The sequence below is a fragment of the Burkholderia sp. BCC1972 genome, from assembly GCF_905339605.1.
Taxonomy (GTDB): Bacteria; Pseudomonadota; Gammaproteobacteria; order Burkholderiales; family Burkholderiaceae; genus Burkholderia.
In genome coordinates this window covers 1-24,362 of sequence record NZ_CAJPGH010000045.1, presented here as the reverse complement: position 1 = coordinate 24,362, position 24,362 = coordinate 1, and the positions used below count along the sequence as shown (strand labels likewise).

Below are 24,362 nucleotides of genomic sequence, written 5' to 3'. Positions count from 1 at the left end.
CGTCGCGGTCAGACCGCGCCCTTCGCGACTTCTTCCGGTTTCATCTCGACGATCTTGTCGAGCGCGGCCCGCACGTCGGCCGCATATTTCGCGAGCACCTTCTGCTCGTCGGTCTCGGGTACGAACGGCGGCACCGGCACCGGGTTGCCGTTCTCGTCGACCGCGACGAACACGACGAGGCAATCGGTCGTCTGGCGCAGCACGCCGCCCTTCGGATCGCCCGCATGTACGGACACATGGATATGCATGCTGGTACGGCCCGTCGCCACGACGCGCGCCTTCAGCTCGACCAGGTTGCCGACCAGGATCGGACGCTGGAAACGGATGTTGCCGACGCTGACCGTCACGCAATAGCGGCTCGACCAGACGGCCGCGCACGCATACGCGACCTCGTCGATCCACTTCATCAGCGCGCCGCCATGCACCTTGCCGCCGAAGTTCACGGACGAAGGCTCGGCGAGGAAGCGGAATACGGTTTCGGTGCGGTCGAGGGCGGCCGGCACGGGGGACGGTTGGGGCATCGTTCTGGCTCCAGGCGGCGGGGGCGCTGTAATCGGGCCATTATACGTTGCACTGCGGCAACGCGTCGCGGCAAGCCCCGTGTGGCGCGGCTGTGGCGGCCATGCCCGACACGCGCGCCGATCGGTTCCGGTCAGCGGCGCACCGTGATGCCCTGGTCGATCGTCCCGTACATCTCGATACTGCCGCCCTGTCCGCCGGCGGCGCCCGCGCCGCCCTGCGCACAGGCCGCGCAGACGAGCGCGGCGGCCAACACACAGAAAATCGTCTTCATCATTGCGTCGAGTCACATGCGGCGGCCCGCTGCCGCCGCGTCCGGCCATTCTACGCGCGCGCTGCAACGGGCCGCAGCCGTGCCCGCCGCCGGGACGGCGCCGCTGCATCCGACATTTCATCCGGAAGCGAAACATCGAATGCCCGCACGCACTACACTGCAACTCATCCCGCCTGACGAGAGACGACGATGACCGATCAAGACGACCACCACTTTCCGGGCCTGAGCCGCATCGGCGCGCTGATCGCCGACCCCGGGCGGGCCGCGATGCTATGGGTGCTGATGGACGGCAGCGCGCGACCGGCCGGCGAACTGACGCTGATCGCGGGGCTGTCGCCGTCCGCTGCAAGCGCGCACCTCGCGCGGCTGACCGAAGGCGGCCTGCTCGCGCTCGACGTGCGCGGCCGGCACCGCTACTACCGCATCGCGTCGGCCGACATCGCGGCGTCGCTCGAGGCGCTCGCGAACGTCGCCCGCGCGGCGGCGCCGCACCGCCCGGTTCCGCCGCCGTCGCGCACGGTCCCGGCCGAGCTGCGCTACGCGCGCACCTGCTACGACCACATGGCCGGCGAGCTCGCCGTACGCATCTTCGACGGCCTCACCGCGCGCGGCTGGCTGTACGCGGACGGCAACGCGATCGACACCACCGAGCTCGGCACGCAAGCGCTCGCGCAATGGGGCATCGACGTCGCGCAGCAGCGCACGCGCCGGCGCCGCTTCGCATGTGGCTGCCTCGACTGGAGCGAGCGGCGCTCGCATCTCGGTGGCGCGCTCGGTGCGGCGCTGCTCGAGAGCTTCTGCGAACACGGCTGGATCGAACGTTCCGCACGACCGCGCGTGCTGCGCGTCACCGTGCCCGGCCAGCAGGTTTTCGACGGGTGGCTTACGTCCGCTTGACGCCTGTATTGCGTCTGCACGACAACGACGCGCGATGGACAGGTTTTGTTACATCGCAGGCCATCCGACTTACAAAACATAGGGCATTGAAACAGGCCAAGCAGATATTGTGAATTCATCGGCACGAATCGACGCGCCGCGATAACGACGATGACGCTCACCATGGCCACCCTGTTCACGCTCAAGCGAACCGCCCGCTACACGCTGCTCGCGTTCGCCGCGCTTGCGGCCCTGCCGCCCGCATTCGCGCAATCGGCCGCTGCGTCGCCGTACGCGGCGGCCGCACGGCAACCCGGCGGCGATCCGCCCGGCCGCGTCGCGCGGCTCAACTACCTGTCGGGTGCCGTGACGACCGAACCGGCGGGCACCGACACATGGTCGTACGCGGCCGTGAACCGGCCGCTGACGACCGGCGACCAGCTCTGGAACGATGCCGGCGCCCGCTCGGAACTGCACATCGGGTCGACCGCGGTGCGGCTCGGCGATTCGACGAGCCTGTCGGTACTGAATCTCGACGACACGACGACCCAGCTGAAGGTCGGCCTCGGCACCGTATCGACTCACGTGCGCGATCTGCCGCGCGGCGGATCGTACGAAATCGATACGCCGAACCTCGCGCTCGGCATCACGGGCCCCGGCGACTATCGCGTCGATGTCGCGCCGAACGGTGCGAGCACGACGGTCACGATGCGCAGCGGCAGCGCGACCGTCTATGGCAGCAATGGACAGTACCCGCTGTCGCCCGGGCAGCAGGTCGTGTTCACGGGCACCGACCTGCAGGTCGCGCAGCAATCGGCGGCGCCTGGCCCCGACCCGCTCGACCAGTGGGCCGCCAGCCGCGACGCGGCCGAAGAGCGCTCGGTGTCGGCCCGCTATGTGTCGCGTGACGTACCCGGCTACCAGGATCTCGACGCGAACGGTACGTGGCGCGAAACGCCGAATTACGGCTCGGTCTGGGTACCGAACGACACGCCGGCCGACTGGGCGCCGTATCACGACGGCCACTGGATCTGGCAGGCGCCGTGGGGCTGGACGTGGGTCGATGACGCACCGTGGGGCTTCGCGCCGTATCACTACGGTCGCTGGGCATACTTGGACGACAGCTGGGCATGGGTGCCCGGCCCGATGGTCGTCAGCCAGCCGCCGGTCTATGCGCCGGCGCTCGTCGCGTTCGTGGGCGGCGGCGGCGGCCCGGACTGGAGTGTCGCGCTCACGGTCGGCGGCGTCGCCGCGGCCGGCTGCGCGTGGTTCGCGCTCGGCCCCGGCGAACCGTGGCACCCGGGCTGGGGCGGCTGGAGCCCGCACTACTACGACCGCGTGAACCGCAACGTCGTGGTGAACAACGTCAACGTGAACGTGAACAAGACCGTGAACGTGACGAACATCACCAATATCACCAACATCAACAAGACGTACGTGAACTACCATGCGCCGCACGCGATCACGGCCGTGCCGGCTTCCGCGTTCGTGCACGGCCAGCCGGTCGCGCACTTCTCGCAACACGTCGATCCGCAGCAATGGCGCAATGCGCACGTCACGCCGGGGACACCCGGCATCGCGCCGGTGCGCCAGAGCTTTACCGGCGGGCTGCGCAATGCCAGCTACCGTCCGCCGGCGGCGATCGCGCAGCATCCGTACGTCGCGACGCGCAACCCTGCGGTGCCGGCTGCCTATCGTGACCAGGCCGCCGCGCATCTCGCGCAGCAAGGCGGTCGCGTGCCGGGCGCCGGCGCACCGGTCGTGAAGACGAGCGTGCCGGCCGATTACAGGCCCCGCCCGGTCCGCGTGCCCGGTAACCCCGGCGGTGGCGCGTGGGCAATGCGCAACGTGCAGCTCGTGAATCCGCACGGCCCCGTCGTGCAGCCGTCGCACGCGCCGCGCGAAGGCCAGCCGCCGGCCGTGCAGGCCGGACGGCCGGGGGCACCGGGCGTACCGGCACCGAGCGTACCGGTGCCGGGCGTGCCGAATCCCGGACGGCCGGCGAACGGCGAAAACCCCGGCGCTTCGCACTTCGCCAACGGCGGCGTGCCTCAGGCGCCCGGCAACGCGACGCCGCATCAGGCTTTCGGGGCCGGCAACGGCGTCCCGCATCCGCCGGTCGCGAGCAACCCGCCGCCGGGACTCGGCAACGCGCACGCCGCCGAGACGCCGTCGCCCGCATGGATGCAGCCGCACACGCCGATGGAACGTCAGCGCCAAGCACCGCCGAGCGCCCTTCACGCGGCAGGACAGAATGCGCTGCCGCCCGTACGCAGCGCAGCGGTGCCGCATCCGGAGGGCGTGCCGACGCCGCAGGGCATGCAGCCCGGCAACCGGAACGAAGCGCCGCGCGCGCTGCCGCAACCGAGGATCGACAACACGGCACAGATTTCGCAGCCGCGTCCGCACCCCGATTTCCAGACGCCGGCCCAGCACGCGCAGCCGCAACCGGAACGGGCCGCGCCGGCGCCGCAACCGCGCCCCGAATTCGCGCAACCGGCGCCGCACCGCGAAGTCGCACCGCCGCGCGTGAACGAGTACCGTCCGCCGGCGCCTGCCGTGCACGACATGCCGCGACCGCAGCCGCAAGCGCCGCGCATGGAGCCGCGCCCCCAACCCGCGCCTCGCATGGAACCGCGGCCGCAGCCGGCGCCCCGTATGGAACCGCGCCCGCCGATGCCCGCTCCGCGCATGGAACCGCGGCCGCAACCGGCACCGCACGTCGAGGCGCCGCACCAGAGCAACCCGCCGCCGCAAGGCGGTCACGAAGAACGGCATCGCCAGTAAGTGCCGCAAACGTGAAACAAAAAAGCCCGACCGGTTTCAGCCGGTCGGGCTTTTTCCTGCGGGGTGCGGCTCGACGAAACCGCGCGCTCAGACCGCCATCGGCGCGGTCAGCGGCTCATGGTGGCGATAACCGACCAGCGAGAAATCGGACGGTTCGATCAGCTCGAGCCACTCCGGCGCATAAACGCCCGTCTTCGCATACTCGGGCACGCGCTCGGCAATCTCGAGCCGCGGGCTTTCGTACGGCTCGCGCGTGAGCTGCCGCTGCAGCATGTCGAGCTGGTTCTCGTAGATGTGCGCGTCGCCGATGAAATACGTGAACCAGCGCGGCGTGTAGCCCGTCAGCCGGCCGACGAGCGACAGCAGCGCGGCCCCTTCCGTCAGGTTGAACGGCGTGCCGAGGCCGACGTCGTTGCTGCGGATGTACAGGCACAGCGAGATCTCGCGCTTCGTCGCGTTCGGCAGGAACTGGTACAGCAGGTGGCACGCGGGCAGCGCGATCTGGTCGAGCACGGCCGGATTCCATGCGTGAAACAGGATGCGGCGGTCGGCCGGGTTCTCCATGATCGTGTCCAGGCACTGGCGCAACTGGTCGATCGCCTTGTACAGCAGCACCTTCGGCGCACCGTCTTCGTCGAACCGCGTGACGATCCGGAAGCCGCGGCGCGTCGCATCGGCGATCTGCGCGTCGGCGCCCGCGTCGAGCACCTTGTAGCCCGGCCACTGGCGCCATTGCACGCCGTACACGTCGCCGAGATCGTCGACGCCCTGGCGATACGGGTTCGCGAGCCACTGCGCGTTCTCGTTCGCATTCGCATCCCACACCTTGCAGCCGAGCGCGCGGAAATCGGCCGCGCTGCGCGACGCGCGCAGGAAGCCGACCAGTTCGCCGATCGCCGACTTGAACGCGAGCTTCTTGGTCGTCACGGCCGGAAAGCCTTGCTGCAGGTCGAAGCGGAGCATCGCGCCCGGCATGCTGATGGTTCGGATCCCCGTGCGGTTTTCCTGCCAGGTGCCGGTATCGAGAATGGTACGAACGAGATCGAGATACTGTTTCATGCGGGTTCCTTCGGCCGCGAGGGCGGCCGTACCCGCCGATTTTAGCAAGCGTGGCGAGGAAGCTCCGCCAACGGCGGCGAAAACCCTGCCAGCGTGTCGCCGCGATCACGCATCCCGTGCGCGCACATCAGCCGGTAGAGCGTCACGCGCGACACGCCGAGCTCGCGCGCGGCATCCGCGAAACGGCCGCGGTGGCGCAGCAGCGCCTGCTCGATCGCCTGCCGCTCGGCCGCCTCCCGCGCCTCCAGCAGCGACACGGGCGCGAGCGTCGCGAAGTCGTTCAGCTCGAGATCGGCCGCGGTGATCATCCGGCCCTCCGACATCACGATCGCACGGCGCACGCGATTGATCAGCTCGCGCACGTTGCCCGGCCACGAATAGCCGTACAGCGACGCGACCGCGTCGAGCGAGAAGCCGCGCAGGCGGCGATGCGCGTCGCCCTTGAAACGCTCGAGCATGTGGCGCGCGAGCACCTCGATGTCTTTGCCGCGCGCGCGCAGCGGCGGCTCCTCGATCTTCAGCACGCACAGGCGATGGAACAGGTCCTCGCGGAACCGCCCTTCCCGCAACGCGGCTTCCATGTCCACGTGCGTCGCGCAGATCACGCGCACGTCGACGGGTACCGACACGTGCGCGCCAAGCCGCTCGATCTTGCCTTCCTGCAGGAAACGCAGCAGGCTTGCCTGGCTTTCGAGCGGCAGATCGCCGATTTCGTCGAGAAACAACGTGCCGCCGTTGGCGGCCTCGACGCGGCCGATCTTGCGCTGGTTCGCGCCGGTGAACGCGCCGCGCTCATAGCCGAACAGTTCGGCCTGCAACAGCGTCGACGGAATCGCGCCGCAATTGATCGCGATGAACGGCGCCTGCGCGCGCGACGAACGCTCGTGGATCGCGACGGCCGTCAGTTCCTTGCCGGTGCCCGACTCGCCGGAGATGAACACCGGCGCATCGGTCGCCGCGACGCGGCGGATCGTCCTGAAGAGCCCGAGCATCGCATCGCAGGTGCCGACCATCTCGCCTTCGCTGCGCCCGGCGCCGACGGGCGGCACAACGGGATCGGTCAGCGCGACCATGCCGTGCGCATGGCCGACGGTCTCGACGATTCGCGACGTTTCGTACGGCATCGTCACGTAGTCGAAGCAATAGTCGCGAATGAGATGGCGCAGCGTGGCATCCTGCAACTGGCCGCGACGCGTCGCGGCGATCCAGCCGATGTGCTGGATGCTCAGGCAGGATTCGAGTTCGCGCAGGTCCGAGGGCTTGAAGCCCGGCGAGAAGTCGAGCAGGCCGGCGCTCGCCACACCGTGCTGCACGACACGCCGTACGTCACGTACGGTCTCCGCGAGATCGACGCGCCAGCCGCATTCGTCGAAATGGCCGCGCAACGCGTCGTTCGGTTCGCGCGAATAGTAGATCACGTGCCGCTGATCGGCTCCCATATCCTCACCCCGTTCATCAACCGTCTAACGATTGCCGTGCACGTCAGGTCTCGTGCGAAAAGGATCGAATCGGGTCAGCCAGAGGTGGCTCGATTCGCCATGCCGATGCGCGGCGACGACAAAGCCTCGCATGATGGCGCTTATCTCGCGTCCAGTTATGTTTTGGTCAAGACAGCTTGGTTATAGGCACCGAATACGACAAACCCGTTTCAGCGCCGATGCGATCCGGCCGAATCGCTCAGGAGGTCGATGCAAGTCAATCATCTGCACATAGCGCAGCGAAGCGTTCGTTCATCAACACACGACCCGATTTTCATCCTTGAAGCGTGTCGATTGAATCCGCAGTATTCCCGAGCCCCCTCGTTTCAGGCCTGAAACATTTTCAGGCTGTTTCGGCCACAATTCGCAACGCCTGAGCGCGAATCGCAGCGGCGACAACGGTCACGACACGATGGCATGTATTTCGCTGAATACGCAGACGATCGGAGACAGCCATCATGCACAACCGCCTTTCACTTTCTGTCGTGCCGATGGCGCTTGCGCTCTCGGCCGCCGGCCCGCCTGCGCCGGCCCGCGCGGATGAAATCGCGATACCGGATCGCGCCACGCTGCTGGCCGAAAATGCGCCGGGCCTGCAGCACGGCAACGGCTTCGGCATCGTGACCGTGTCGGCACCGCAACCGCTGCCGACCGGCAAGGCGACCGTCACGCTGTGGGACGAGATCCCGCCATCGCCCCAATTGCCGATGCCGCTTCCGGTACCGCAACCCGGCGACGCGCAGCACGCGATGCAAGGCAGCGCGCCGGGCAATACGCGTCAGTGAGCGCGCATCGGTCCATTCAATAAGGATTCCACATTGGTTCGGTGATTCGAGCAGGCCGGCCGGCGCAGATCCGCGCCGGCATCGCCGCTCCCGCGACACGAACAGGTTTATTCGGTCCGTCGCCGCGACGCAATACGTCAGGCGTCGCGGCACGCAGCAGGTGAAAGCCGATGCGCGCCGCCGTTCCGGTAGAATCGGCGCCATTCCGGCTTTCCTCTTTCCCGACCTTCATGACGACGTTGACCCTGATCGTCGCGCGTGCCCGCAACGGCATCATCGGCCGCGACAACCAGTTGCCCTGGAAACTTCCCGAGGATCTCGCGTTCTTCAAGCGCACGACGATGGGTGCGCCGATCGTGATGGGCCGCAAGACCCACGAATCGATCGGCCGGCCGCTGCCGGGCCGCCGCAACATCGTCGTCACGCGCGACGCAACGCGCCGCTTCGACGGCTGCGACACGGTCACGTCGCTCGCCGATGCGCTGGCGCTCGCCGCGCACGACGGCGTGCCCGAGGCATTCCTGATCGGCGGCGCGCAACTCTATGCGGAAGGGCTCACGCTCGCCGACAAGCTGGTCGTCACCGAGATCGATGCCGACTTCGACGGCGATGCGTCGTTCCCCGCACCCGACGCCGCACACTGGCAGGAAGTATCGCGTGAAGCGCACCAGGCTGCCGCGCCGAACACGTTCGGCTATGCATTCGTCGTCTACGAACGCAAGCGCGGCTGACGCGTTTCGCCGTCACGCACGATGAAAAAAGCCCGACCGGCTCGCGCCGATCGGGCTTTTTTGCTGGGCGGCGGCCCACGCCGCGCGTCGCTTACTGGCCTGCGATCGTCATCTGCTCGATCAGCACCGAGCCCGTTTCCTTCGTGCCGCGCACGATCGAATCGGCACCGATCGCGACGATGTGCCGGAACATTTCCTGCAGCGTGCTCGCGACCGTGATTTCCTCGACCGGATACTGGATCACGCCGTTCTCCACCCAGAAACCCGCCGCACCGCGCGAATAATCTCCCGTCACGTAGTTCACGCCCTGCCCCATCAGCTCGGTCAGCAGCAGGCCCGTGCCGAGCTTCTTCAGCATGGCTTCGAAGTCGTCGCCCGCCTGCGTGTTCGAGCTGCGCAGCGCGAGGTTGTGCGAACCGCCCGCGTTACCGGTAGTCTGCGTGCCGAGCTTGCGTGCCGAATAGGTCGACAGGAAGTAGCCTTCGACGACACCGTCCTTCACGACGCTGCGTGCGCGCGTGCGCACGCCTTCTTCGTCGAACGGCGCGCTGCCCATCGCGCGCGGCACGTGCGGATCCTCGACGACCTGGATGTGCGGGGCAAACACCGGCTTGCCGAGGCTGTCGACGAGGAACGACGTCTTGCGGTACAGCGCGCCGCCGCTCACGGCCTGCACGAATGCGCCGAGCAGGCCGGCCGCGAGCGGCGCCTCGAACAGTACGGGCACCTTGCGGGTGTCGAGACGGCGTGCGCCCATCCGCGCGAGTGCGCGCTCGGCCGCGTAGCGGCCGACCGCTTCGGGCGCCGCCAGATCGATCGCGCTGCGCTTCGACGAATACCAGTCGTCGCGCTGCATGTGACGGCCGCTGCCCGCGATCGGCGCGCAGGCAATGTAGTGGCGCGAGTACGGGTAGCCGGACAGGAAGCCGCGCGACGTCGCGAGCACGAACTGCGAATGCTGCGCCGACACGCTCGCGCCTTCCGAATTGCGGATCTGCGGGCTGACCGCAAAGGCGGCGTCTTCCGCGCGGCGGGCCAGCTCGACGGCCTCGTCGGCCGTCAGCGCCCACGGGTGGTACAGATCGAGGTCGCGCGGGTCGGTTTCGAGCAGTTCGGCCTCGGCGAGGCCGGCTGCTTCATCCTCGGCCGTGAAGCGCGCGATGTTGTACGCGGCGGCGACGGTGTCCTTGATCGCGGCCGGCGAGAAATCGGACGTGCTCGCGTTGCCGCGCTTCTTGCCGATGAACACGGTCACGCCGACCATCTTGTCGCGGTTGTGCTCGATCGTTTCGACTTCGCCGCGGCGCACCGACACCGACAGGCCGTCGCCTTCGGAGATTTCGGTCGCGGCGTCCGACGCGCCGAGTGCCTTCGCATGGCGAAGGATGTCCGACGCGATTTCTTTGAGCTGGTCCTGCGTGTGCGGGAAATAGCGCGCTTGTACGTCGAGATTGGCTGCCATCGTCTTGGTATCCGGTGGCGGGCGGGCGCCCGCATGGTCAAAATGTTGCGTATCCCGCGATCATAGCAAGGTCCGGGGCCGGACACAGACAAGCTTGGGGTGTCCGCGCCGCGATACAATGCCGCCCATGACACGCAAAACCCGAATCCAGCCGATCGAGCATGCCGTCGAAGACGACGACAATGGCTACGATCGTCCCAGCAAATCCCAGTTGAAGCGCGAGATGCACGAGTTGCAGGTGCTCGGCCAGGCGCTCGTCGATCTGCCGAAAGACGCCCTCAAGCGCATGCCGATGCCCGAAAGCCTGGCGGACGCCGTCCGTGAGGCACGCCGGATCACCGATCACGAAGGCAAGCGCCGCCAGCTCCAGTACGTCGGCCGCGTCATGCGCTCGCTGACCGACGACGAAACGGCCGCGCTGCGCACCGCCCTCGACGCACAACGCGGCGTGAACAAGGCCGCGACGGCCCGCCTGCACTGGATCGAGCGCACGCGCGACCAGTTGCTCGCCAGCGACGACGCGCTGACCGAATTCCTGCGCCAGCACCCGGACGCCGACATCCAGGAAGGCCGCACGCTGATCCGCAACGCACGCAAGGAAGCGCAGCAAGGCAAGCCGCCGCGTTATTTCCGCGAGCTGTTCCAGTGGATCAAGACCGCGAGCGGCACGCCCGATGCGGGTGAAGACGCGCCGGACGACACCGAAGACGACCATGACGACGAAGCGTAACCACCCGGACGAGCTGGTCGTCGGCCTCGTGTCGATCAGCGACCGCGCGAGCACGGGCGTCTACGAAGACAAGGGCATTCCGGCGCTGCAGGAATGGCTTGGCGGCGCGCTGGTTTCGCCGTGGCGCGCCGAAACGCGCCTGATCCAGGACGATGCGCCGACGATTTCCGCCACGCTCACCGAGCTCGTCGACGTCGCGGGGTGCGATCTCGTGCTGACGACCGGCGGCACGGGCCCCGCGCGTCGCGACGTGACGCCCGAGGCCACGCTGGCCGTGGCGACGAAGGAAATGCCGGGATTCGGTGAACAGATGCGGCAGATCAGCCTGAATTTCGTGCCGACCGCGATCCTGTCGCGGCAGGTCGCGGTGATCCGCGAGACGGCCGACCACGCGGCGCTGATCATCAACCTGCCCGGCCAGCCGAAGTCGATCCGGGAAACCCTCGAAGGGCTGCGCGATGCCGACGGCAAGTCGACCGTGCCCGGCATCTTCGCCGCGGTGCCCTACTGCATCGACCTGATCGGCGGCCCGTACATCGAGACCGACGCCGCGGTGGTCGCGGCGTTCCGGCCGAAAAGCGCGCGGCGCTGAGCGTTTGCCGTGCGCCGAACGCGTGCCGGCCCGCTCAGGCGGCCGGCGCGGACTCGCCCGCCGGCGCAGACGCGGCCGGAATCAGGAAATGCTCGCGGTAATACTTCAGCTCGTCGATCGACTCGTGGATGTCCGCGAGCGCCGTGTGCATCGCGCGCTTCTGAAAACCCTTGTAGATCGCGGGCTGCCAGCGGCGGCACAGCTCCTTGAGCGTGCTGACGTCGAGATTGCGGTAGTGGAAGAACCGCTCGAATTCCGGCATCCAGCGCGCCATGAAGCGGCGGTCCTGGCAGATCGAGTTGCCGCACATCGGCGACTTGCCGGGCGACACGTACTGCGCGAGAAACGCCTGCAGCTGCGCGGCGGCTTCCGCCTCGGTCACGGTCGACGCACGCACGCGGTCGATCAGGCCGGAGCGGCCGTGGGTCGACTTGTTCCAGTCGTCCATCTTCGCGAGCGTTTCGTCGCTCTGGTGGATCGCGAACACGGGGCCTTCGACCGCGATGTCGAGCGTGGAATTGGTCACGACGACCGCGATCTCGATGATGCGGTCGTTATCCGGGTCGAGGCCCGTCATCTCCATGTCGAGCCAGACGAGGTTCAACTCGTTGCGCACGAGCGCGGGCTGGCTGGCGGAAGCGGCGGTATCGGTCATGAGTCATCCTGGAAAATGGCGGGCGGCGCGCGATGCCGCCCGGACGGCCGGCATCGCATCAGCGGGGCCGGTCCGCAAGAACATATAATTCTCGCATAGAACCCTTTGGCGCCTTCGATGTCACCCTTTTCGTTCACCCTGCTGTTCGCGATCGCCGTACTCGCGATGGTCGTCACCAAGCTGTGGCTCGCGTCGCGGCAGATCCGCTTCGTCGCGGCGCACCGCAACGGCGTGCCCGCGCAGTTCAGCGCGACCATTCCGCTGACCGCCCACCAGCGCGCGGCCGACTATACGGTCGAGCGCACCCGGCTGACGATGCTCGAAATCGTCGTCAGCGCGGCCGTGCTGGTCGGCCTGACGCTGCTCGGCGGCGTCGGCGCGCTCGACACGCTGCTGACCGGCTGGCTCGGCCGCGGCTACGGGCAACAGGTCGCGCTCGTCGCCTCGGTGCTCGTGATCACCGGCGTGATCGACGTCCCGTTCGAGTATTACCGCCAGTTCGGGATCGAGCAGCGCTTCGGCTTCAACCGGATGACGAAGCGGCTGTTCTTCACCGACATGCTGAAAAACACGTTGCTCGGCGCCGCGCTCGGCCTGCCGCTGCTGTTCGTCGTGCTGTGGCTGATGAACCAGGCCGGCAGCCTGTGGTGGCTGTGGACCTGGATCGTCTGGGTCGCATTCCAGATGCTCGTGCTGCTGATCTACCCGACCTTCATCGCACCGATCTTCAACAAGTTCGAGCCGCTGAAGGACGATGCGCTGCGCTCGCGCATCGAGTCGCTGATGAAGCGCTGCGGCTTCGCGGCAAAGGGGCTGTTCGTGATGGACGGCAGCCGCCGCTCCGCGCACGGCAACGCGTACTTCACGGGCTTCGGCGCGTCGAAGCGGATCGTGTTCTTCGACACGCTGCTCGCGCGCCTGTCCGGCCAGGAAATCGAGGCCGTGCTCGCGCACGAGCTCGGCCATTTCAAGCGCCGCCACGTGATGAAGCGGATGCTCGTGTCGTTCGTGCTGAGCCTCGTGCTGCTCGCGCTGCTCGGCTGGCTCGCGCAACGCACGTGGTTCTACACCGGGCTCGGCGTCATACCGTCGCTCGACACCAGCAACGCGGGCGCCGCGCTCGTGCTGTTCTTCCTCGCGATTCCGGTGTTCCTGTTCTTCGCGACGCCGTTCAGCAGCCTCACGTCGCGCAAGCACGAATTCGAGGCCGACGCGTTCGCGGCCAGCCAGACCGACGCGCAGGATCTCGTCAGCGCGCTCGTGAAGCTCTACGAGGACAACGCGTCGACGCTGACGCCCGACCCTGTCTACACGGCCTTCTACTACTCGCATCCGCCTGCGTCGCAGCGGATCGACCGCCTGCTGCAACACGCATGAGCCGCCCGACTTCCCGCAAGCCGGCCCCGCGCGCGTCGAACGCGCAACGGGTCGAAGGCCGCGTGATCGCGGCGCACGGGCGCCACTACATCGTCGCGCCCGACGACGGCGGCCCGATGCTGCAGTGCTTCCCGCGCGGCAAGAAGAGCGACATCGCGGTCGGCGACCGCGTCGTGTACGAACTCGCGTCGGCCGACCAGGGCGTGATCGTCGAGATCGGCGAACGGCGCAACCTGCTGTACCGCTCCGACCAGTTCAAGTCGAAGCTGTTCGCGGCCAATCTCGACCAGTTGCTGATCGTGCTCGCGACCGAGCCCTATTTCAGCGAGGACCTGCTCGGCCGCGCGCTGATCGCCGCCGAGGCGAACGAGCTGAAGCCGCTGGTCGTGCTGAACAAGATCGACGTCGAGGCCGCGCTGCCGGTCGCGCGCGAACGGCTCGCGCCGTACCGCGCGCTCGGCTACGACGTGCTCGAGCTGTCGGTGAAGGGTTCGCCCGACGACGCGCGCGCGCAGCTGATGCCGCATCTCGCCGGGCACTCGACGATCCTGCTCGGCCAGTCCGGGATGGGCAAGTCGACGCTCGTGAACCTGCTCGTGCCCGACGCCGAAGCCGCCACGCGCGAGATTTCGGCCGCACTCAACAGCGGCCGCCACACGACGACGTTCACGCGCCTCTACCCGCTGGAAGGCGGCGGCGCGCTGATCGATTCGCCGGGCTTCCAGGAATTCGGCCTCTACCACCTGACCGAAGGCCGCCTCGAGCGCGCATTTCCGGAGTTCCGGCCGCTGCTCGCGGACTGCCGTTTCTATAATTGTCATCATCTGCACGAGCCTGGCTGCGCGATTCTCGAGGCTGTCGCCGACGGCCGCATCGCGCCGACGCGGCATGCGCTGTACGCGCAGCTCGTGCACGAGGCGAGCCAGATCGTTCGCTGAGCGCGCGACACGCGCGCGGCGCCGGCCGGCATGCTGCGGGCCGGCCTTCACCGACAGGAGCCGCAATGCGCTTCAAGGCACCCGATCTCGCGACCGCGCAGCATTGGGCCAACGTGCTTCAGGTGGCCGGCGTCGGTTGCGAGCTGCACAACTGCTATGCGACGGGCGCGCTCGGCGGCCTGCCGGCCGATGCGTGCACGCCCGAGCTGTGGCTCGACGACGAACGCGACGATGCACTCGCCCGCAAGCTCCTCGACGCCGCATCGCACGGCCCGTCGGCCGGCGCCGCGCCGTGGCGCTGCCGGCAGTGCGGCGAAGCGCTCGAAGCGCAGTTCACCGCGTGCTGGCAGTGCGGCGCCGTCCGGGACCCGCGCGACGACTGACCACACAGCAAACAGGCCGGCATCGAGCCGGCCTGTTCTTTCATCGAATCCTGCACTGCGTCGTTACGACACCCAGACGGCGAGTGTCAGCATCAACAGCAGGATCATCCACAGGATCACCGCGCGCCAGACGAGGCCGACCGCCGATTGCAGCGTACGCGGCGTGCAATCATCACCGACCGTCAACGGACCGCTGTCGCCGACCGCCAGCGCATCGAGGCTCGACGGCTCCGCGAGCGGCCCCGCGAGACGTGCACCGAGCGCCCCGCTGCCGGCTGCGAGCAGCACGCCGTCGTTCGGGTCGGGCCACTGGCGCGTGTGATTGCGCCACGCGTAGATCGCATCCTCGAAATTGCCGACGATCGCGAAACCGAGCGCGGTCAGTCGCGCGGGAATCCAGTCGATCACGAAGAACGCGCGCTGCGCGAACGTCGAGAACGCGGCCGTGCGGTCGTCGCCCGGCGTCGACCAGCTGCGCGCGAGGTATTCGGAAATCCGGTACAGCACGGCGCCGGCCGGACCGATCGGCAGCACATACCAGAAGAACACGCCGAACACGTGGCGATGCGATGCGACAACCGCGTGAATCAGCGTATGGCGGACGATTTCGCCGACCGGCATGTCGACCGTGTCGATGCCCGTCCACTCGTGGAGGATTTCGCGCGCACGCGGCACGTCGTCGTTGTTGAGCGCGAGGTGGATGTCGGTGAAGTAATGGCTGAACTGGCGGAAGCCGAGCGTGAAATACACGACGGCGACGTTCCACAGGAACGCGAGCACGAAGCTCACCTTGTACAGCAGGAAATAGATCAGCGCGACGATCAGCACCCACGGCAGCACGACCGCGAGCCATGCGAGGATGCCGTGCTTCTGCTTGCCGGCGTCGAGCCCATGCGCAACGGTTTCCGCATGAAACTGGAACAGCGCAAACACCGGATTGCTCGGTGATAACGCGCGGACCTGCTCGATGATGAGGGCGAGGAGAACCGAAAAGAAAGTCATGCGTGGCGCCGTCTTCGGAGTTATGTCATTTTTTGCATAACGATAGCACAGCGTAAGCCCCGCATGGCTGCCGGCGCGGTCGCCCGGCGGCAGGCCGCGCGCGCCGGCCGGTGCGTGCGCCTAGCCGGCGGCCAAGAAGCGGTAGAGATTGCGAAACATGGCGGCAGTTGCGCCCCAGATGAAGTAATGCCCGCCCGGTTCGCCATTCGGATAAGGCATCGCAAAAAAACGACGCTCGCCGCCCTCCCAGCGGAACACACGGACCTGATGGTTCGCGGGATTCATCAGGAACGCGAGCGGCACTTCGAAAATCTCGGCGACTTCGAACGTATCGGCCTGCACGGTGAACGGCGGATGCACGAGGCCGACCACCGGCGTCACGCAGAAGCCCGTGCCGGTCAGGTAGTCGGGCAGTGCACCGAGGATCTCGACGCGTTCGTCGGCCAGCCCGATCTCTTCCTTCGCCTCGCGCAACGCAGTGGCCGTTGCATCGCGATCGAACGCCTCGCGACGGCCGCCGGGAAAGCTGATCTGCCCGGCGTGGTCGTTCAGGTGATCGGCGCGCAGGGTCAGCAGGACAGTCAGGCCCGCCTCGCGGACGACGAGCGGCATGAGGACGGCCGCACTACGCGGATCGACGCCTTCCTGCAGCCTCGCCTCGCCGGGCTCGACGCTCCATTCGAGCGTGCGCGCGAAACGTTCGCGCAAGCCGGACGGCGTCATCAGCCGGGGATCGATGACAGGCAGGCCGGCACCGGTGCCTTCGACCGGCAGGACTTCGGGATCGATGATGGGGCGGCGATTCAATGGGGCTCTCGAGTTCGTGTCGTATCGAGCATATTGTCGCGCCAGAATGAAAAAAGCACCCGGGTGGGTGCTTTTTCCTTACAGCTCTTACTCTTGGGAAGCTGCTGCGGCGCGATCCTTCGACACCAGCTTTTCCTTGATACGAGCCGACTTGCCCGAACGCTCGCGCAGGTAGTACAGCTTCGCACGACGCACATCGCCGCGACGCTTCACGACGATGCTTGCCAGCAGCGGCGAGTACGTCTGGAACGTACGCTCGACGCCTTCGCCCGACGAGATCTTGCGAACGATGAAGTTCGAGTTCAGACCACGGCTGCGAATCGCGATCACGACGCCTTCGTAAGCCTGAACGCGCTTGCGGTTACCTTCAACCACGTTCACGTTCACGATCACCGTGTCGCCCGGGGCGAAATCGGGGATCGTCTTGCCGGCGAGCGCGCGCTCGATCTCTTCCTGCTCAAGTTTTGCGATCAGATTCATTACTGACTCCTTATGCCATCGTGTCGGCGTTGGTACCCGCCTGCTTCCAGGCCTGGCCCCGATAGAGGATGGATTCACATCAGGTGCCGCACACGCATGCACGGCACCGCCAATTCCCGCCCGCGCAGCCGCCTCAGGAGGCGTCCTTCGCTTCGCGTGCGAGGTTCGCAAGCCACGCCTCGTCGGCCCGGCTCAACAACTTCTCGCGGCGCGCCCGGACGATCAGGTCCGGCCGCTTCCGCAACGTATTCCTCAATGCTTCCTGGCGCCGCCACCGCTCGATCTCGGCATGATGCCCGCCGAGCAGCACGTCCGGCACGCGCATGCCGTCGTATTCCTCGGGACGCGTGTAGTGCGGACAATCGAGCAGCCCGTCGGCGAAACTGTCCTGCACGGCCGACAACGAATCGTTCAGCACGCCGGGCAGCAACCGCACGACCGCATCCATCATCGCCATCGCCGGCAGTTCGCCACCCGACAGGACGAAATCGCCGAGGCTGATTTCCTCGTCGACGCACCGGTCGAGCAGACGCTGGTCGATCGCTTCGTAGCGGCCGCACAGCACGACCACGCCCGGCTCCTGCGCCATCCGCACCGCACGATCGTGCGTGAGCGGCGCGCCCTGCGGCGACATCATCACGACACGCGTGCTCGCGATGCCCTGCTCCGCCTGCGCCGCTTTCGCGGCGTCAATGGCGGCTTCGAGCGGCTTCGCCAGCATCACCATGCCCGGACCGCCGCCGTACGGACGATCATCGACCGTGCGGTAGTTGTCCGTCGTGAAATCACGCGGGTTCCAGGTGCGCAGCCCGAAGCGCCCCTGCTTGACGGCCCGGCTGGTGATTCCCCAGTCGGTCAGTGCACGGAACATCTCGGGAAAGAGCGTGACGACGTCGAACTGCACCGCGCTCTCGGTAACCTGGTTCATTTCAGTAATCGGCTTCCCAGTCGACGACGATACGACGCGCCGCCTGATCCACCGTTTTGACGTATACGCCGACAAACGGGATCAACCGCTCGTCGGTGGTCGGCTGACCGTCTTTGCCGGTCGCCGGATACTCGACACGCATGATCGAATGCACGCCGTTGTCGATCATCCCGCTCACCTTCCCGAGCGCCACCGATTGCTCGTTGACGACCTCGAGACCGATCAGGTCGACCCAATAGAATTCGTCCGCGGCCAATGCCGGGAAATCTTCCCGGCGCACGAACACGCGAAAGCCGCGCATCGCGAGCGCGGCATCGCGGTCGCTGACGCCCGCGGGTTGCGCAACGACGGTGTCGCTGTGCGTCTTCGACTGCATGATGCGGACGGAAAGCCGCTCCGCACCGCGTTCCAGCCACCAGCGACGCGCGTTGAGCAACGCGTCGCCGCCGCGACCGGCGTCGGCATGCGTCGCCACCTTGACCCAGCCCTTCAGGCCGTAGGCGTCGACTACCGCCCCGACCTCGACGGCATCGTCGGGCCAGGCTTGCGTCGCTTCGAGACCACCTTGCTCGGCAGCCTCACCGGCGCCCGCGACAGCGTCGCGCTCGACCGGCTTGCGGACGAATGCGCCGAATGACGCACGCCCGCGCCTTGCATTACCGGAATCGTGACCCGCCATCAATGCACCTCACAGCCGGCACGACCGGCACACCGTGCCATGTTAGGCAGCCGGTTGCGCCTTTTGCGCTTCCTTCACGAGACGCTGGACGGTCGGCGACAGTTGCGCGCCAACGCCTTGCCAGTACGTCAGGCGATCCTGAGCGATACGCAGCGATTCGCCCTTCGTGGCGACCGGGTTGTAGAAGCCGACGCGCTCGATGAAGCGGCCGTCACGACGGTTGCGCGAATCGGTAGCGACGATGTTGTAGAACGGGCGCTTCTTCGAGCCGCCACGAGCCAGACGGATGATAACCATATGATGTCCTTCGGAAAACCGGGTTCGAAACTACTGAAACACGCGATTATAGCCGGAAACCAGAGGTACAACAAACACTTACGCGCAAATAATCCGCGGACGGCCTGGCGGGCGGGCATACAATCGTCGTGTCCAGGACGTTTCCCACCGTCATGCCGCCCTTTCGCGCCGCCTCGACGCGCCGCGCGCAGCGCCGTTTCACGGCGCTGCTTGCCGGCCTTGCCTGCCTCGCGTCCGCACCGGTGTTTGCCGCATCGTTGCCGGTGAGCGAACTCGTCGTTCCGCCCGGCTTCCACGTGGAAGTCCTGACCGACGCGGTACCGACCGCGCGCGAAATGGCCTGGTCGCCGCGCGGCATCCTGTATGTCGGTACGCGGGAAGGCCGCGTGCATGCGTTCGTGATGCACGAGGGCCGGATCAGCGCACGCCATGTGATTGCATCCGGGCTCGACATGCCCGTCGGCGTCGCCTACCGCGATGGCGCCCTCTATATATCCGCCGTCTCGCGCATCCTGCGCGTCGATCATGTCGACGACCGGCTCGCCAAGCCACCGGCCCCCGTCGTCGTGACCGACGCGCTGCCGACCGAACACCATCACGGCTGGAAATTCATCGCGTTCGGCCCGGACGGCAAGCTGTACGTGCCGACCGGCGCACCGTGCAACGTCTGCCTCGCCGATCGCAACCGCTACGCGATCATCGCACGCATGAAGACGGACGGCAGCGGAAGCGAGGTGGTGGCGCGCGGCGTGCGCAATACGGTCGGCTTCGCATGGCATCCCGATTCGGGAGAGCTGTGGTTTACCGACAACGGGCGCGACATGATGGGCGACGACGTTCCCGACGACAAGCTGAATCGCGCGCCGCGCGCCGGGCTCGACTTCGGCTTTCCTTATTGTCATGGGGGCGATACGCCCGACCCCGAATTCGGCAGCGCCGACGCGTGCCGCCGCTACGCACCGCCCGTCCTGAAACTCGGCGCGCACGTTGCCGCGCTCGGCATGCGCTTCTATACCGGACCGATGTTTCCGGCGTCGTATCGCAATAACGTGTTCATTGCCGAACACGGTTCGTGGAACCGCAGCACGAAGGTCGGCTACCGCGTCATGCGCGTGGTCGTGTCGGCGGACGGCAGCCAGGCGCGCCAGACGCCGTTCGTCACGGGCTGGCTGCGGCCCGACGGCACGGTATGGGGACGCCCGGCCGACGTGCTGCCGCTGCCGGACGGTTCGCTGCTCGTCAGCGACGATTACGCCGGCGCCATCTACCGCGTGACCTATGCGGCACCTTGACGCATGCAAGGGGTGACCGGCCCCGACCGGGCATCGTAGAATGCGTGCCGGGCCGCGCGCCCGCGCCGGCCCGCCGGCCGCCCACGCCAACGACAACACGCCGCCATCCATGTCCAGCAGCACCGCACCGTCCCGCCGCTTCCGCTCCAAGACGCTCACCGCCGCCCTCGCGTTCCTGTTCGGATCGCTCGGTGCGCACCGCTTCTATCTGTACGGCTTTCGCGACGTGTACGGCTGGGCACACCTGCTCGCGACGATCGTCGGCATCCCGGGCTTCCTCCTGCTCGCGGCGACCCAGCGCACGGCCGGCCTCGGATGGTGGCTCGCGGTACCCGGCGCGATCTCGTTGCTGGCGGCGTTCCTCGCCGCACTCGTCTATGGGCTGCGCCCCGACGAGAAATGGGATGCGCAATTCAACGCGGACACCGGCAAGCACAGCCGGTCGGGCTGGACCGTGATCTTCGTCGTGATCTTCTCGCTGCTGATCGGCGCGTTCCTGCTGATGACCGCACTCGCGCTGTCGTTCCAGACGTATTTCGAATCGCAGGTCGAGGCCGCGAAGCAGATTTCGCAGTAAGCACGACGAACGCGGCACCGGCGCGCATCGCCCGGCGCCGATACGCAACGGCCCTGCCCGCGCGTCAGAACAGGTTCAACTGCAGGTCGTCGCGCGGCTTCGCGCCGGCCGCACGCACGGCAACACGCGGCGCAGGCGCGATCGTAGCCGGCGCGCCGCGAAACTGCGACAGATCGAGAATGCCGTTCGTGCGCTCGTTCAGCCCGAGCCGCTTGACGGCCTGGCGAAAGCGCTGCCGCAACAGGTCTGCCCAGATCCCCTCGCCCTTCATCCGTTTCGAGAAATCCGAGTCGTAGTCCTTGCCGCCGCGCATGTCGCGCACGCGGTTCATCACGCGCTCCGCACGGTCGGGAAAATGCGCGGCAAGCCAGTTCTTGAACAGCGGCGCGACCTCCCACGGTAGCCGCAGGATGATGTAGCTCGCATGCGTCGCGCCGGCTTCCGCGCACGCTTCGAGCACGCGCTCCATGTCGGGCTCCGTCACGAACGGAATCACCGGCGCAATGCTCACGCCGACCGGCACGCCTGCCTCGCGCAGCGCGCGGATCGTGCGCAACCGCCGCGCCGGCGTGGCCGCGCGCGGCTCGAGCGTGCGCGAGAGATCGGCATCGAGTGTCGTGATCGTGACCGCCGCCATCACCTGCCCGCGCTCGGCCATCGGTGCGAGCAGGTCGAGATCGCGCTCGATCAGCGACGATTTCGTGATCGCCGCGAACGGCAGCCCGCGATCGTGCATCACCTGGATCACGCTGCGCGTGATGCGCAGGTCGCGCTCGACCGGCTGGTATGCGTCGGTATTGACGCCGAGCGCGATCGGCTCCGGCACATAGCGCTTGCGCGAAATCTCGCGCTCGAGCAACTCGGCCGCGTTGACCTTCGCGTAGATGCGGCTTTCGAAATCGAGCCCCGGCGACAGGCCGAGATAGCTGTGCGTCGGCCGCGCGAAGCAGTAGATGCAACCGTGCTCGCAACCGCGATACGGATTGAGCGATACGCTGAACGGAATATCGGGTGACTGGTTATGCGTCAGGATGCTCTTCGCGCGCTCCTCGAACACCTGCGTGCGCAGCGGCGCGGGGAAGTCGTCATCGTCGGACTCGTGCGTCCAGCCGTCGTCGACCGCTTCGCGCTGCGCGATTTCATACCGCCCCTGCAGATTGTCGACCGCCCCGCGCCCCTTGCGGGGCACGGGCGGCGCTACCGGAAATTCGTTGTCGGATCGATCGTCCATGTACCCACCCATTCGCCTGCGGCCAATACTGTACATTTATACAGTATTGGCCGCAGCATGCCAAGGGCGGGATAAGGGGCCCGACAACGGGCCACCGGCGCGTCACTCGCCGACGGCGATCGTCAGCGTCTCCTTGATTTCTTCCATCACGACGTAGCTCTTCGACTGCACGGCGCCCGGCAACTGCAGCAGGATGTCGCCGAGCAGCTTCCGGTAGTCGGCCATCTCGCCGATCCGCGCCTTGATCAGGTAGTCGAAATCGCCGGACACGAGATGGCATTCGAGCACCTCGTCGATCTTCATCACCTCGCGCCGGAACTGCTCGAACATGTTGCCACCCTTGTGGCCGAGCGTGATCTCGACGAATACCAGCAGCGCGGCATCCAGCTGATGCGGGTCGACCCGCGCGTGATAGCCGGTGATCACGCCGTCGCGCTCCATGCGCCGTACGCGCTCGATGCACGGCGTGACGGTCAGTCCGACCTGTTCCGCGAGGTCTTTCATCGCCATCCGGCCGTCGTCCTGGAGCAGTTTCAGGATGCGCCGGTCGAGCTTGTCGAGCGAGCGTACGGGCTGACGTTGCGTTCTCATTTGTTTATGCTGAAAACCTGAAAAATACGATAACAAAACCTACACATTCGACAATACCATAGCGCAAAAAACTAGATCAGCTAGAGGTTACACGGAGCCGCACATGCGCCCGGCCTCGACCTGGTCCCTTCCATCTGGAGCAGCTATGCGAGTCGTCATTCTGGGCAGTGGTGTAGTGGGCGTGGCAAGCGCGTATTACCTCGCACGCGCCGGCCATGAAGTCACGGTGATCGACCGGGAAGCCGGCCCGGCGCTCGAGACGAGCTTCGCGAATGCAGGCCAGATCTCGCCCGGATATGCCGCGCCTTGGGCCGCGCCCGGCGTACCGCTGAAGGCCGTCAAGTGGATGTTCGAAAAGCATGCGCCGCTCGCGATCCGCCTCGACGGCACGCGCTTCCAGCTCCAGTGGATGTACCAGATGCTGCGCAACTGCACGGCCGAGCGCTATGCGGTCAACAAGGGCCGCATGGTCCGCCTCGCCGAATACAGCCGCGACTGCCTGCAGGCGCTGCGCGCCGATACCGGCATCGAATACGAAGGCCGCACGGGCGGCACGCTGCAACTGTTCCGCACGCAGCAGCAGCTCGATGGCGCGGCCAAGGACATCGCCGTGCTGCAGGAAGCGAACGTGCCGTTCGAACTGCTGTCGCCCGCCGAACTGAAAAACGCCGAACCGGCGCTTGCGGCCGTCTCGCACAAGCTGACGGGCGGCCTGCGCCTGCCGGGCGATGAAACCGGCGATTGCCAGCTGTTCACGACGCGCCTCGCGGCGCTCGCCGAATCGCTCGGCGTCAAGTTCCGCTACAACACGCCGATCGATGCGCTCGCGATCGCGGGCGGCAAGATCGCCGGCGTGCAGTGCGGCAGCGAGACGGTGCGCGCGGACGCGTACGTCGTCGCGCTCGGCTCGTATTCGACGAACTTCATCTCGAACCTGATGAAGATCCCCGTCTATCCGCTGAAGGGCTATTCGATCACCGCGCCGATCGTCGACGAAGCGGCCGCGCCCGTGTCGACCGTGCTCGACGAGACCTACAAGATCGCGATCACGCGCTTCGACCAGCGCATCCGTGTCGGCGGCATGGCGGAAATCGTCGGCTTCGACAAGAAGCTGCGCGCCGCGCGCCGCGAAACGCTCGAAATGTGCGTGAACGACCTGTTCCCCGGCGGCGGCGACACGTCGAAGGCCACGTTCTGGACGGGCCTGCGCCCGATGACGCCGGACGGCACGCCGATCGTCGGCCGCACGCCGGTGTCGAACCTGTTCCTGAACACCGGCCACGGCACGCTCGGCTGGACGATGTCGTGCGGCTCGGGTCAGCTGCTCGCCGACCTGATCTCGGGCAAGATGCCCGCGATCCAGGCCGACGACCTGTCGGTGCATCGTTACCTGAAGGACGTGGCCGGCCAGACGCGCCCGGCCTACGCGTAACGCGCGAGACTGCCCGCCGTCACGCGGGCCCGCCGGTGGCAAAAGGAAAGGCGCCCCTCGGGGCGCCTTTTTCATTGCGTCGATCGCGTTGCGTGCGATCAGAACGGGGCTTCCGTCGACGCGAGCACGCTGTCACTGCCTTTCGCACCGACGATCGACGCTGCGAGCGCACCGGCCCGCACGATCATGGTGCGTCGCCCTCTGCTCTCTTCTCCCATCTGTCGATGGCGCAAAAAAAGGGGCGCTCGTCGCGCCCCTTTTTCCTCATGCTTAACGCCGAAGCATCTCGCGTCAGCCGAGCTCGCTCACGAGCTCCGGCACGAGCGCGAACAGATCGCCGACGAGGCCGTAGTCGGCCACGCTGAAGATCGGCGCTTCCGGATCCTTGTTGATCGCGACG

General features: G+C 67.1%; 27 protein-coding genes and 1 pseudogene. 12 read left to right on the top strand and 16 right to left on the bottom strand.

Going from position 1 to position 24,362, the window contains the following annotated elements:
* Positions 1-8: 8 nt before the first annotated feature.
* On the bottom strand, positions 9-521 hold the full coding sequence (locus U5798_RS35630; protein ID WP_011544912.1) for an acyl-CoA thioesterase: 513 nt from the start codon (positions 519-521) through the stop codon (positions 9-11).
* A gap of 131 nt (positions 522-652) precedes the next feature.
* Positions 653-793, bottom strand: a complete 141-nt coding sequence (locus U5798_RS35625) for a hypothetical protein (RefSeq protein ID WP_287737936.1) — start codon at positions 791-793, stop codon at positions 653-655.
* A 189-nt stretch (positions 794-982) separates the two neighbouring features.
* Between U5798_RS35625 and U5798_RS35620 the strand changes: the two genes are divergently transcribed.
* Positions 983-1,690 (top strand): ArsR/SmtB family transcription factor, encoded by a 708-nt coding sequence (locus U5798_RS35620; protein WP_124456052.1) that lies wholly within the window; start codon positions 983-985, stop codon positions 1,688-1,690.
* 150 nt (positions 1,691-1,840) lie between these two features.
* Positions 1,841-4,456 carry a DUF6600 domain-containing protein gene (locus U5798_RS35615; RefSeq protein WP_322084758.1) on the top strand — a complete coding sequence of 872 codons (2,616 nt, stop codon included), beginning with the start codon at positions 1,841-1,843 and terminating at the stop codon, positions 4,454-4,456.
* A gap of 87 nt (positions 4,457-4,543) precedes the next feature.
* On the opposite strand, the gene U5798_RS35610 is transcribed toward U5798_RS35615, so the two are convergent.
* Together U5798_RS35610 and U5798_RS35605 are read right to left on the bottom strand one after the other, a co-directional pair.
* A complete protein-coding gene (locus tag U5798_RS35610; RefSeq protein ID WP_322084757.1) occupies positions 4,544-5,515 on the bottom strand; it encodes a thymidylate synthase in 972 nt (323 codons plus the stop codon).
* Between the two features lie 41 nt (positions 5,516-5,556).
* Positions 5,557-6,954: a sigma-54 dependent transcriptional regulator gene (locus tag U5798_RS35605; protein WP_124456054.1), complete on the bottom strand. Its 1,398-nt coding sequence runs from the start codon at positions 6,952-6,954 to the stop codon at positions 5,557-5,559.
* Positions 6,955-7,451: 497 nt separating this feature from the next.
* Between U5798_RS35605 and U5798_RS35600 the strand changes: the two genes are divergently transcribed.
* Positions 7,452-7,778, top strand: coding sequence for a hypothetical protein (locus tag U5798_RS35600; RefSeq protein WP_124456055.1), 327 nt, complete (start codon positions 7,452-7,454; stop codon positions 7,776-7,778).
* Between the two features lie 16 nt (positions 7,779-7,794).
* On the opposite strand, the gene U5798_RS35595 is transcribed toward U5798_RS35600, so the two are convergent.
* Positions 7,795-8,010, bottom strand: a complete 216-nt coding sequence (locus U5798_RS35595) for a hypothetical protein (RefSeq protein ID WP_322084756.1) — start codon at positions 8,008-8,010, stop codon at positions 7,795-7,797.
* On the opposite strand from U5798_RS35595, the gene U5798_RS35590 reads away from it, so the two are divergent.
* Positions 8,009-8,509 carry a dihydrofolate reductase gene (locus U5798_RS35590; RefSeq protein ID WP_124456056.1) on the top strand — a complete coding sequence of 167 codons (501 nt, stop codon included), beginning with the start codon at positions 8,009-8,011 and terminating at the stop codon, positions 8,507-8,509. The two genes, U5798_RS35595 and U5798_RS35590, sit on opposite strands and share 2 nt — an antisense overlap.
* A 91-nt stretch (positions 8,510-8,600) precedes the next feature.
* On the opposite strand, the gene pmbA is transcribed toward U5798_RS35590, so the two are convergent.
* Positions 8,601-9,971, bottom strand: a complete 1,371-nt coding sequence (pmbA, locus tag U5798_RS35585) for a metalloprotease PmbA (RefSeq protein ID WP_175843113.1) — start codon at positions 9,969-9,971, stop codon at positions 8,601-8,603.
* A 127-nt stretch (positions 9,972-10,098) separates the two neighbouring features.
* Between pmbA and yjgA the strand changes: the two genes are divergently transcribed.
* Entirely contained in the window at positions 10,099-10,701 is a 603-nt protein-coding gene (gene yjgA, locus U5798_RS35580) for a ribosome biogenesis factor YjgA (RefSeq protein WP_322084755.1), read from the top strand.
* Entirely contained in the window at positions 10,685-11,293 is a 609-nt protein-coding gene (mog, locus tag U5798_RS35575) for a molybdopterin adenylyltransferase (RefSeq protein ID WP_124456059.1), read from the top strand. Before yjgA ends, mog begins: the two co-directional genes overlap by 17 nt.
* Before the next feature lie 34 nt (positions 11,294-11,327).
* Here mog and orn read toward each other — a convergent pair whose 3' ends face one another.
* Positions 11,328-11,948 carry an oligoribonuclease gene (gene orn / locus U5798_RS35570; protein WP_049030222.1) on the bottom strand — a complete coding sequence of 207 codons (621 nt, stop codon included), beginning with the start codon at positions 11,946-11,948 and terminating at the stop codon, positions 11,328-11,330.
* Positions 11,949-12,065: 117 nt separating this feature from the next.
* On the opposite strand from orn, the gene U5798_RS35565 reads away from it, so the two are divergent.
* The 3 genes from U5798_RS35565 to U5798_RS35555 all read left to right on the top strand — a co-directional run bounded on the left by U5798_RS35565 (position 12,066) and on the right by U5798_RS35555 (position 14,646).
* Complete coding sequence (locus U5798_RS35565; RefSeq protein ID WP_124456060.1) at positions 12,066-13,325, top strand: M48 family metallopeptidase; 1,260 nt, start codon at positions 12,066-12,068, stop codon at positions 13,323-13,325.
* Entirely contained in the window at positions 13,322-14,263 is a 942-nt protein-coding gene (rsgA, locus tag U5798_RS35560) for a ribosome small subunit-dependent GTPase A (protein ID WP_124456061.1), read from the top strand. The genes U5798_RS35565 and rsgA overlap by 4 nt, the downstream gene beginning before the upstream one ends.
* A gap of 65 nt (positions 14,264-14,328) precedes the next feature.
* Positions 14,329-14,646 carry a DUF2007 domain-containing protein gene (locus U5798_RS35555; protein WP_124456062.1) on the top strand — a complete coding sequence of 106 codons (318 nt, stop codon included), beginning with the start codon at positions 14,329-14,331 and terminating at the stop codon, positions 14,644-14,646.
* 63 nt (positions 14,647-14,709) lie between these two features.
* Here U5798_RS35555 and U5798_RS35550 read toward each other — a convergent pair whose 3' ends face one another.
* The 6 genes from U5798_RS35550 to rpsP form a co-directional block, all read right to left on the bottom strand.
* Positions 14,710-15,648, bottom strand: a complete 939-nt coding sequence (locus tag U5798_RS35550) for a CobD/CbiB family protein (RefSeq protein ID WP_124456063.1) — start codon at positions 15,646-15,648, stop codon at positions 14,710-14,712.
* Between the two features lie 120 nt (positions 15,649-15,768).
* Positions 15,769-16,455 carry a CoA pyrophosphatase gene (locus U5798_RS35545; protein WP_124456064.1) on the bottom strand — a complete coding sequence of 229 codons (687 nt, stop codon included), beginning with the start codon at positions 16,453-16,455 and terminating at the stop codon, positions 15,769-15,771.
* 87 nt (positions 16,456-16,542) lie between these two features.
* Positions 16,543-16,935: a 50S ribosomal protein L19 gene (rplS, locus tag U5798_RS35540; RefSeq protein WP_089450137.1), complete on the bottom strand. Its 393-nt coding sequence runs from the start codon at positions 16,933-16,935 to the stop codon at positions 16,543-16,545.
* 133 nt (positions 16,936-17,068) lie between these two features.
* A complete protein-coding gene (trmD, locus tag U5798_RS35535; RefSeq protein WP_111939641.1) occupies positions 17,069-17,863 on the bottom strand; it encodes a tRNA (guanosine(37)-N1)-methyltransferase TrmD in 795 nt (264 codons plus the stop codon).
* A 1-nt stretch (position 17,864) separates the two neighbouring features.
* Positions 17,865-18,542, bottom strand: coding sequence for a ribosome maturation factor RimM (gene rimM, locus U5798_RS35530; protein WP_124456065.1), 678 nt, complete (start codon positions 18,540-18,542; stop codon positions 17,865-17,867).
* Between the two features lie 42 nt (positions 18,543-18,584).
* Positions 18,585-18,839, bottom strand: coding sequence for a 30S ribosomal protein S16 (gene rpsP, locus U5798_RS35525; protein WP_006476550.1), 255 nt, complete (start codon positions 18,837-18,839; stop codon positions 18,585-18,587).
* A 152-nt stretch (positions 18,840-18,991) separates the two neighbouring features.
* On the opposite strand from rpsP, the gene U5798_RS35520 reads away from it, so the two are divergent.
* Positions 18,992-20,131, top strand: coding sequence for a PQQ-dependent sugar dehydrogenase (locus U5798_RS35520; RefSeq protein ID WP_322084754.1), 1,140 nt, complete (start codon positions 18,992-18,994; stop codon positions 20,129-20,131).
* 109 nt (positions 20,132-20,240) lie between these two features.
* Positions 20,241-20,708: an NINE protein gene (locus tag U5798_RS35515; protein ID WP_124456067.1), complete on the top strand. Its 468-nt coding sequence runs from the start codon at positions 20,241-20,243 to the stop codon at positions 20,706-20,708.
* A gap of 64 nt (positions 20,709-20,772) precedes the next feature.
* On the opposite strand, the gene U5798_RS35510 is transcribed toward U5798_RS35515, so the two are convergent.
* Positions 20,773-21,951, bottom strand: a complete 1,179-nt coding sequence (locus tag U5798_RS35510; protein WP_322084753.1) for a PA0069 family radical SAM protein — start codon at positions 21,949-21,951, stop codon at positions 20,773-20,775.
* A 90-nt stretch (positions 21,952-22,041) separates the two neighbouring features.
* A complete protein-coding gene (locus U5798_RS35505; RefSeq protein ID WP_124456069.1) occupies positions 22,042-22,530 on the bottom strand; it encodes an Lrp/AsnC ligand binding domain-containing protein in 489 nt (162 codons plus the stop codon).
* A gap of 145 nt (positions 22,531-22,675) precedes the next feature.
* On the opposite strand from U5798_RS35505, the gene U5798_RS35500 reads away from it, so the two are divergent.
* A complete protein-coding gene (locus tag U5798_RS35500; protein ID WP_124456070.1) occupies positions 22,676-23,962 on the top strand; it encodes a D-amino acid dehydrogenase in 1,287 nt (428 codons plus the stop codon).
* A gap of 291 nt (positions 23,963-24,253) precedes the next feature.
* Here U5798_RS35500 and U5798_RS35495 read toward each other — a convergent pair.
* Positions 24,254-24,362: pseudogene (locus tag U5798_RS35495) on the bottom strand (electron transfer flavoprotein subunit alpha/FixB family protein); the annotation flags it as partial.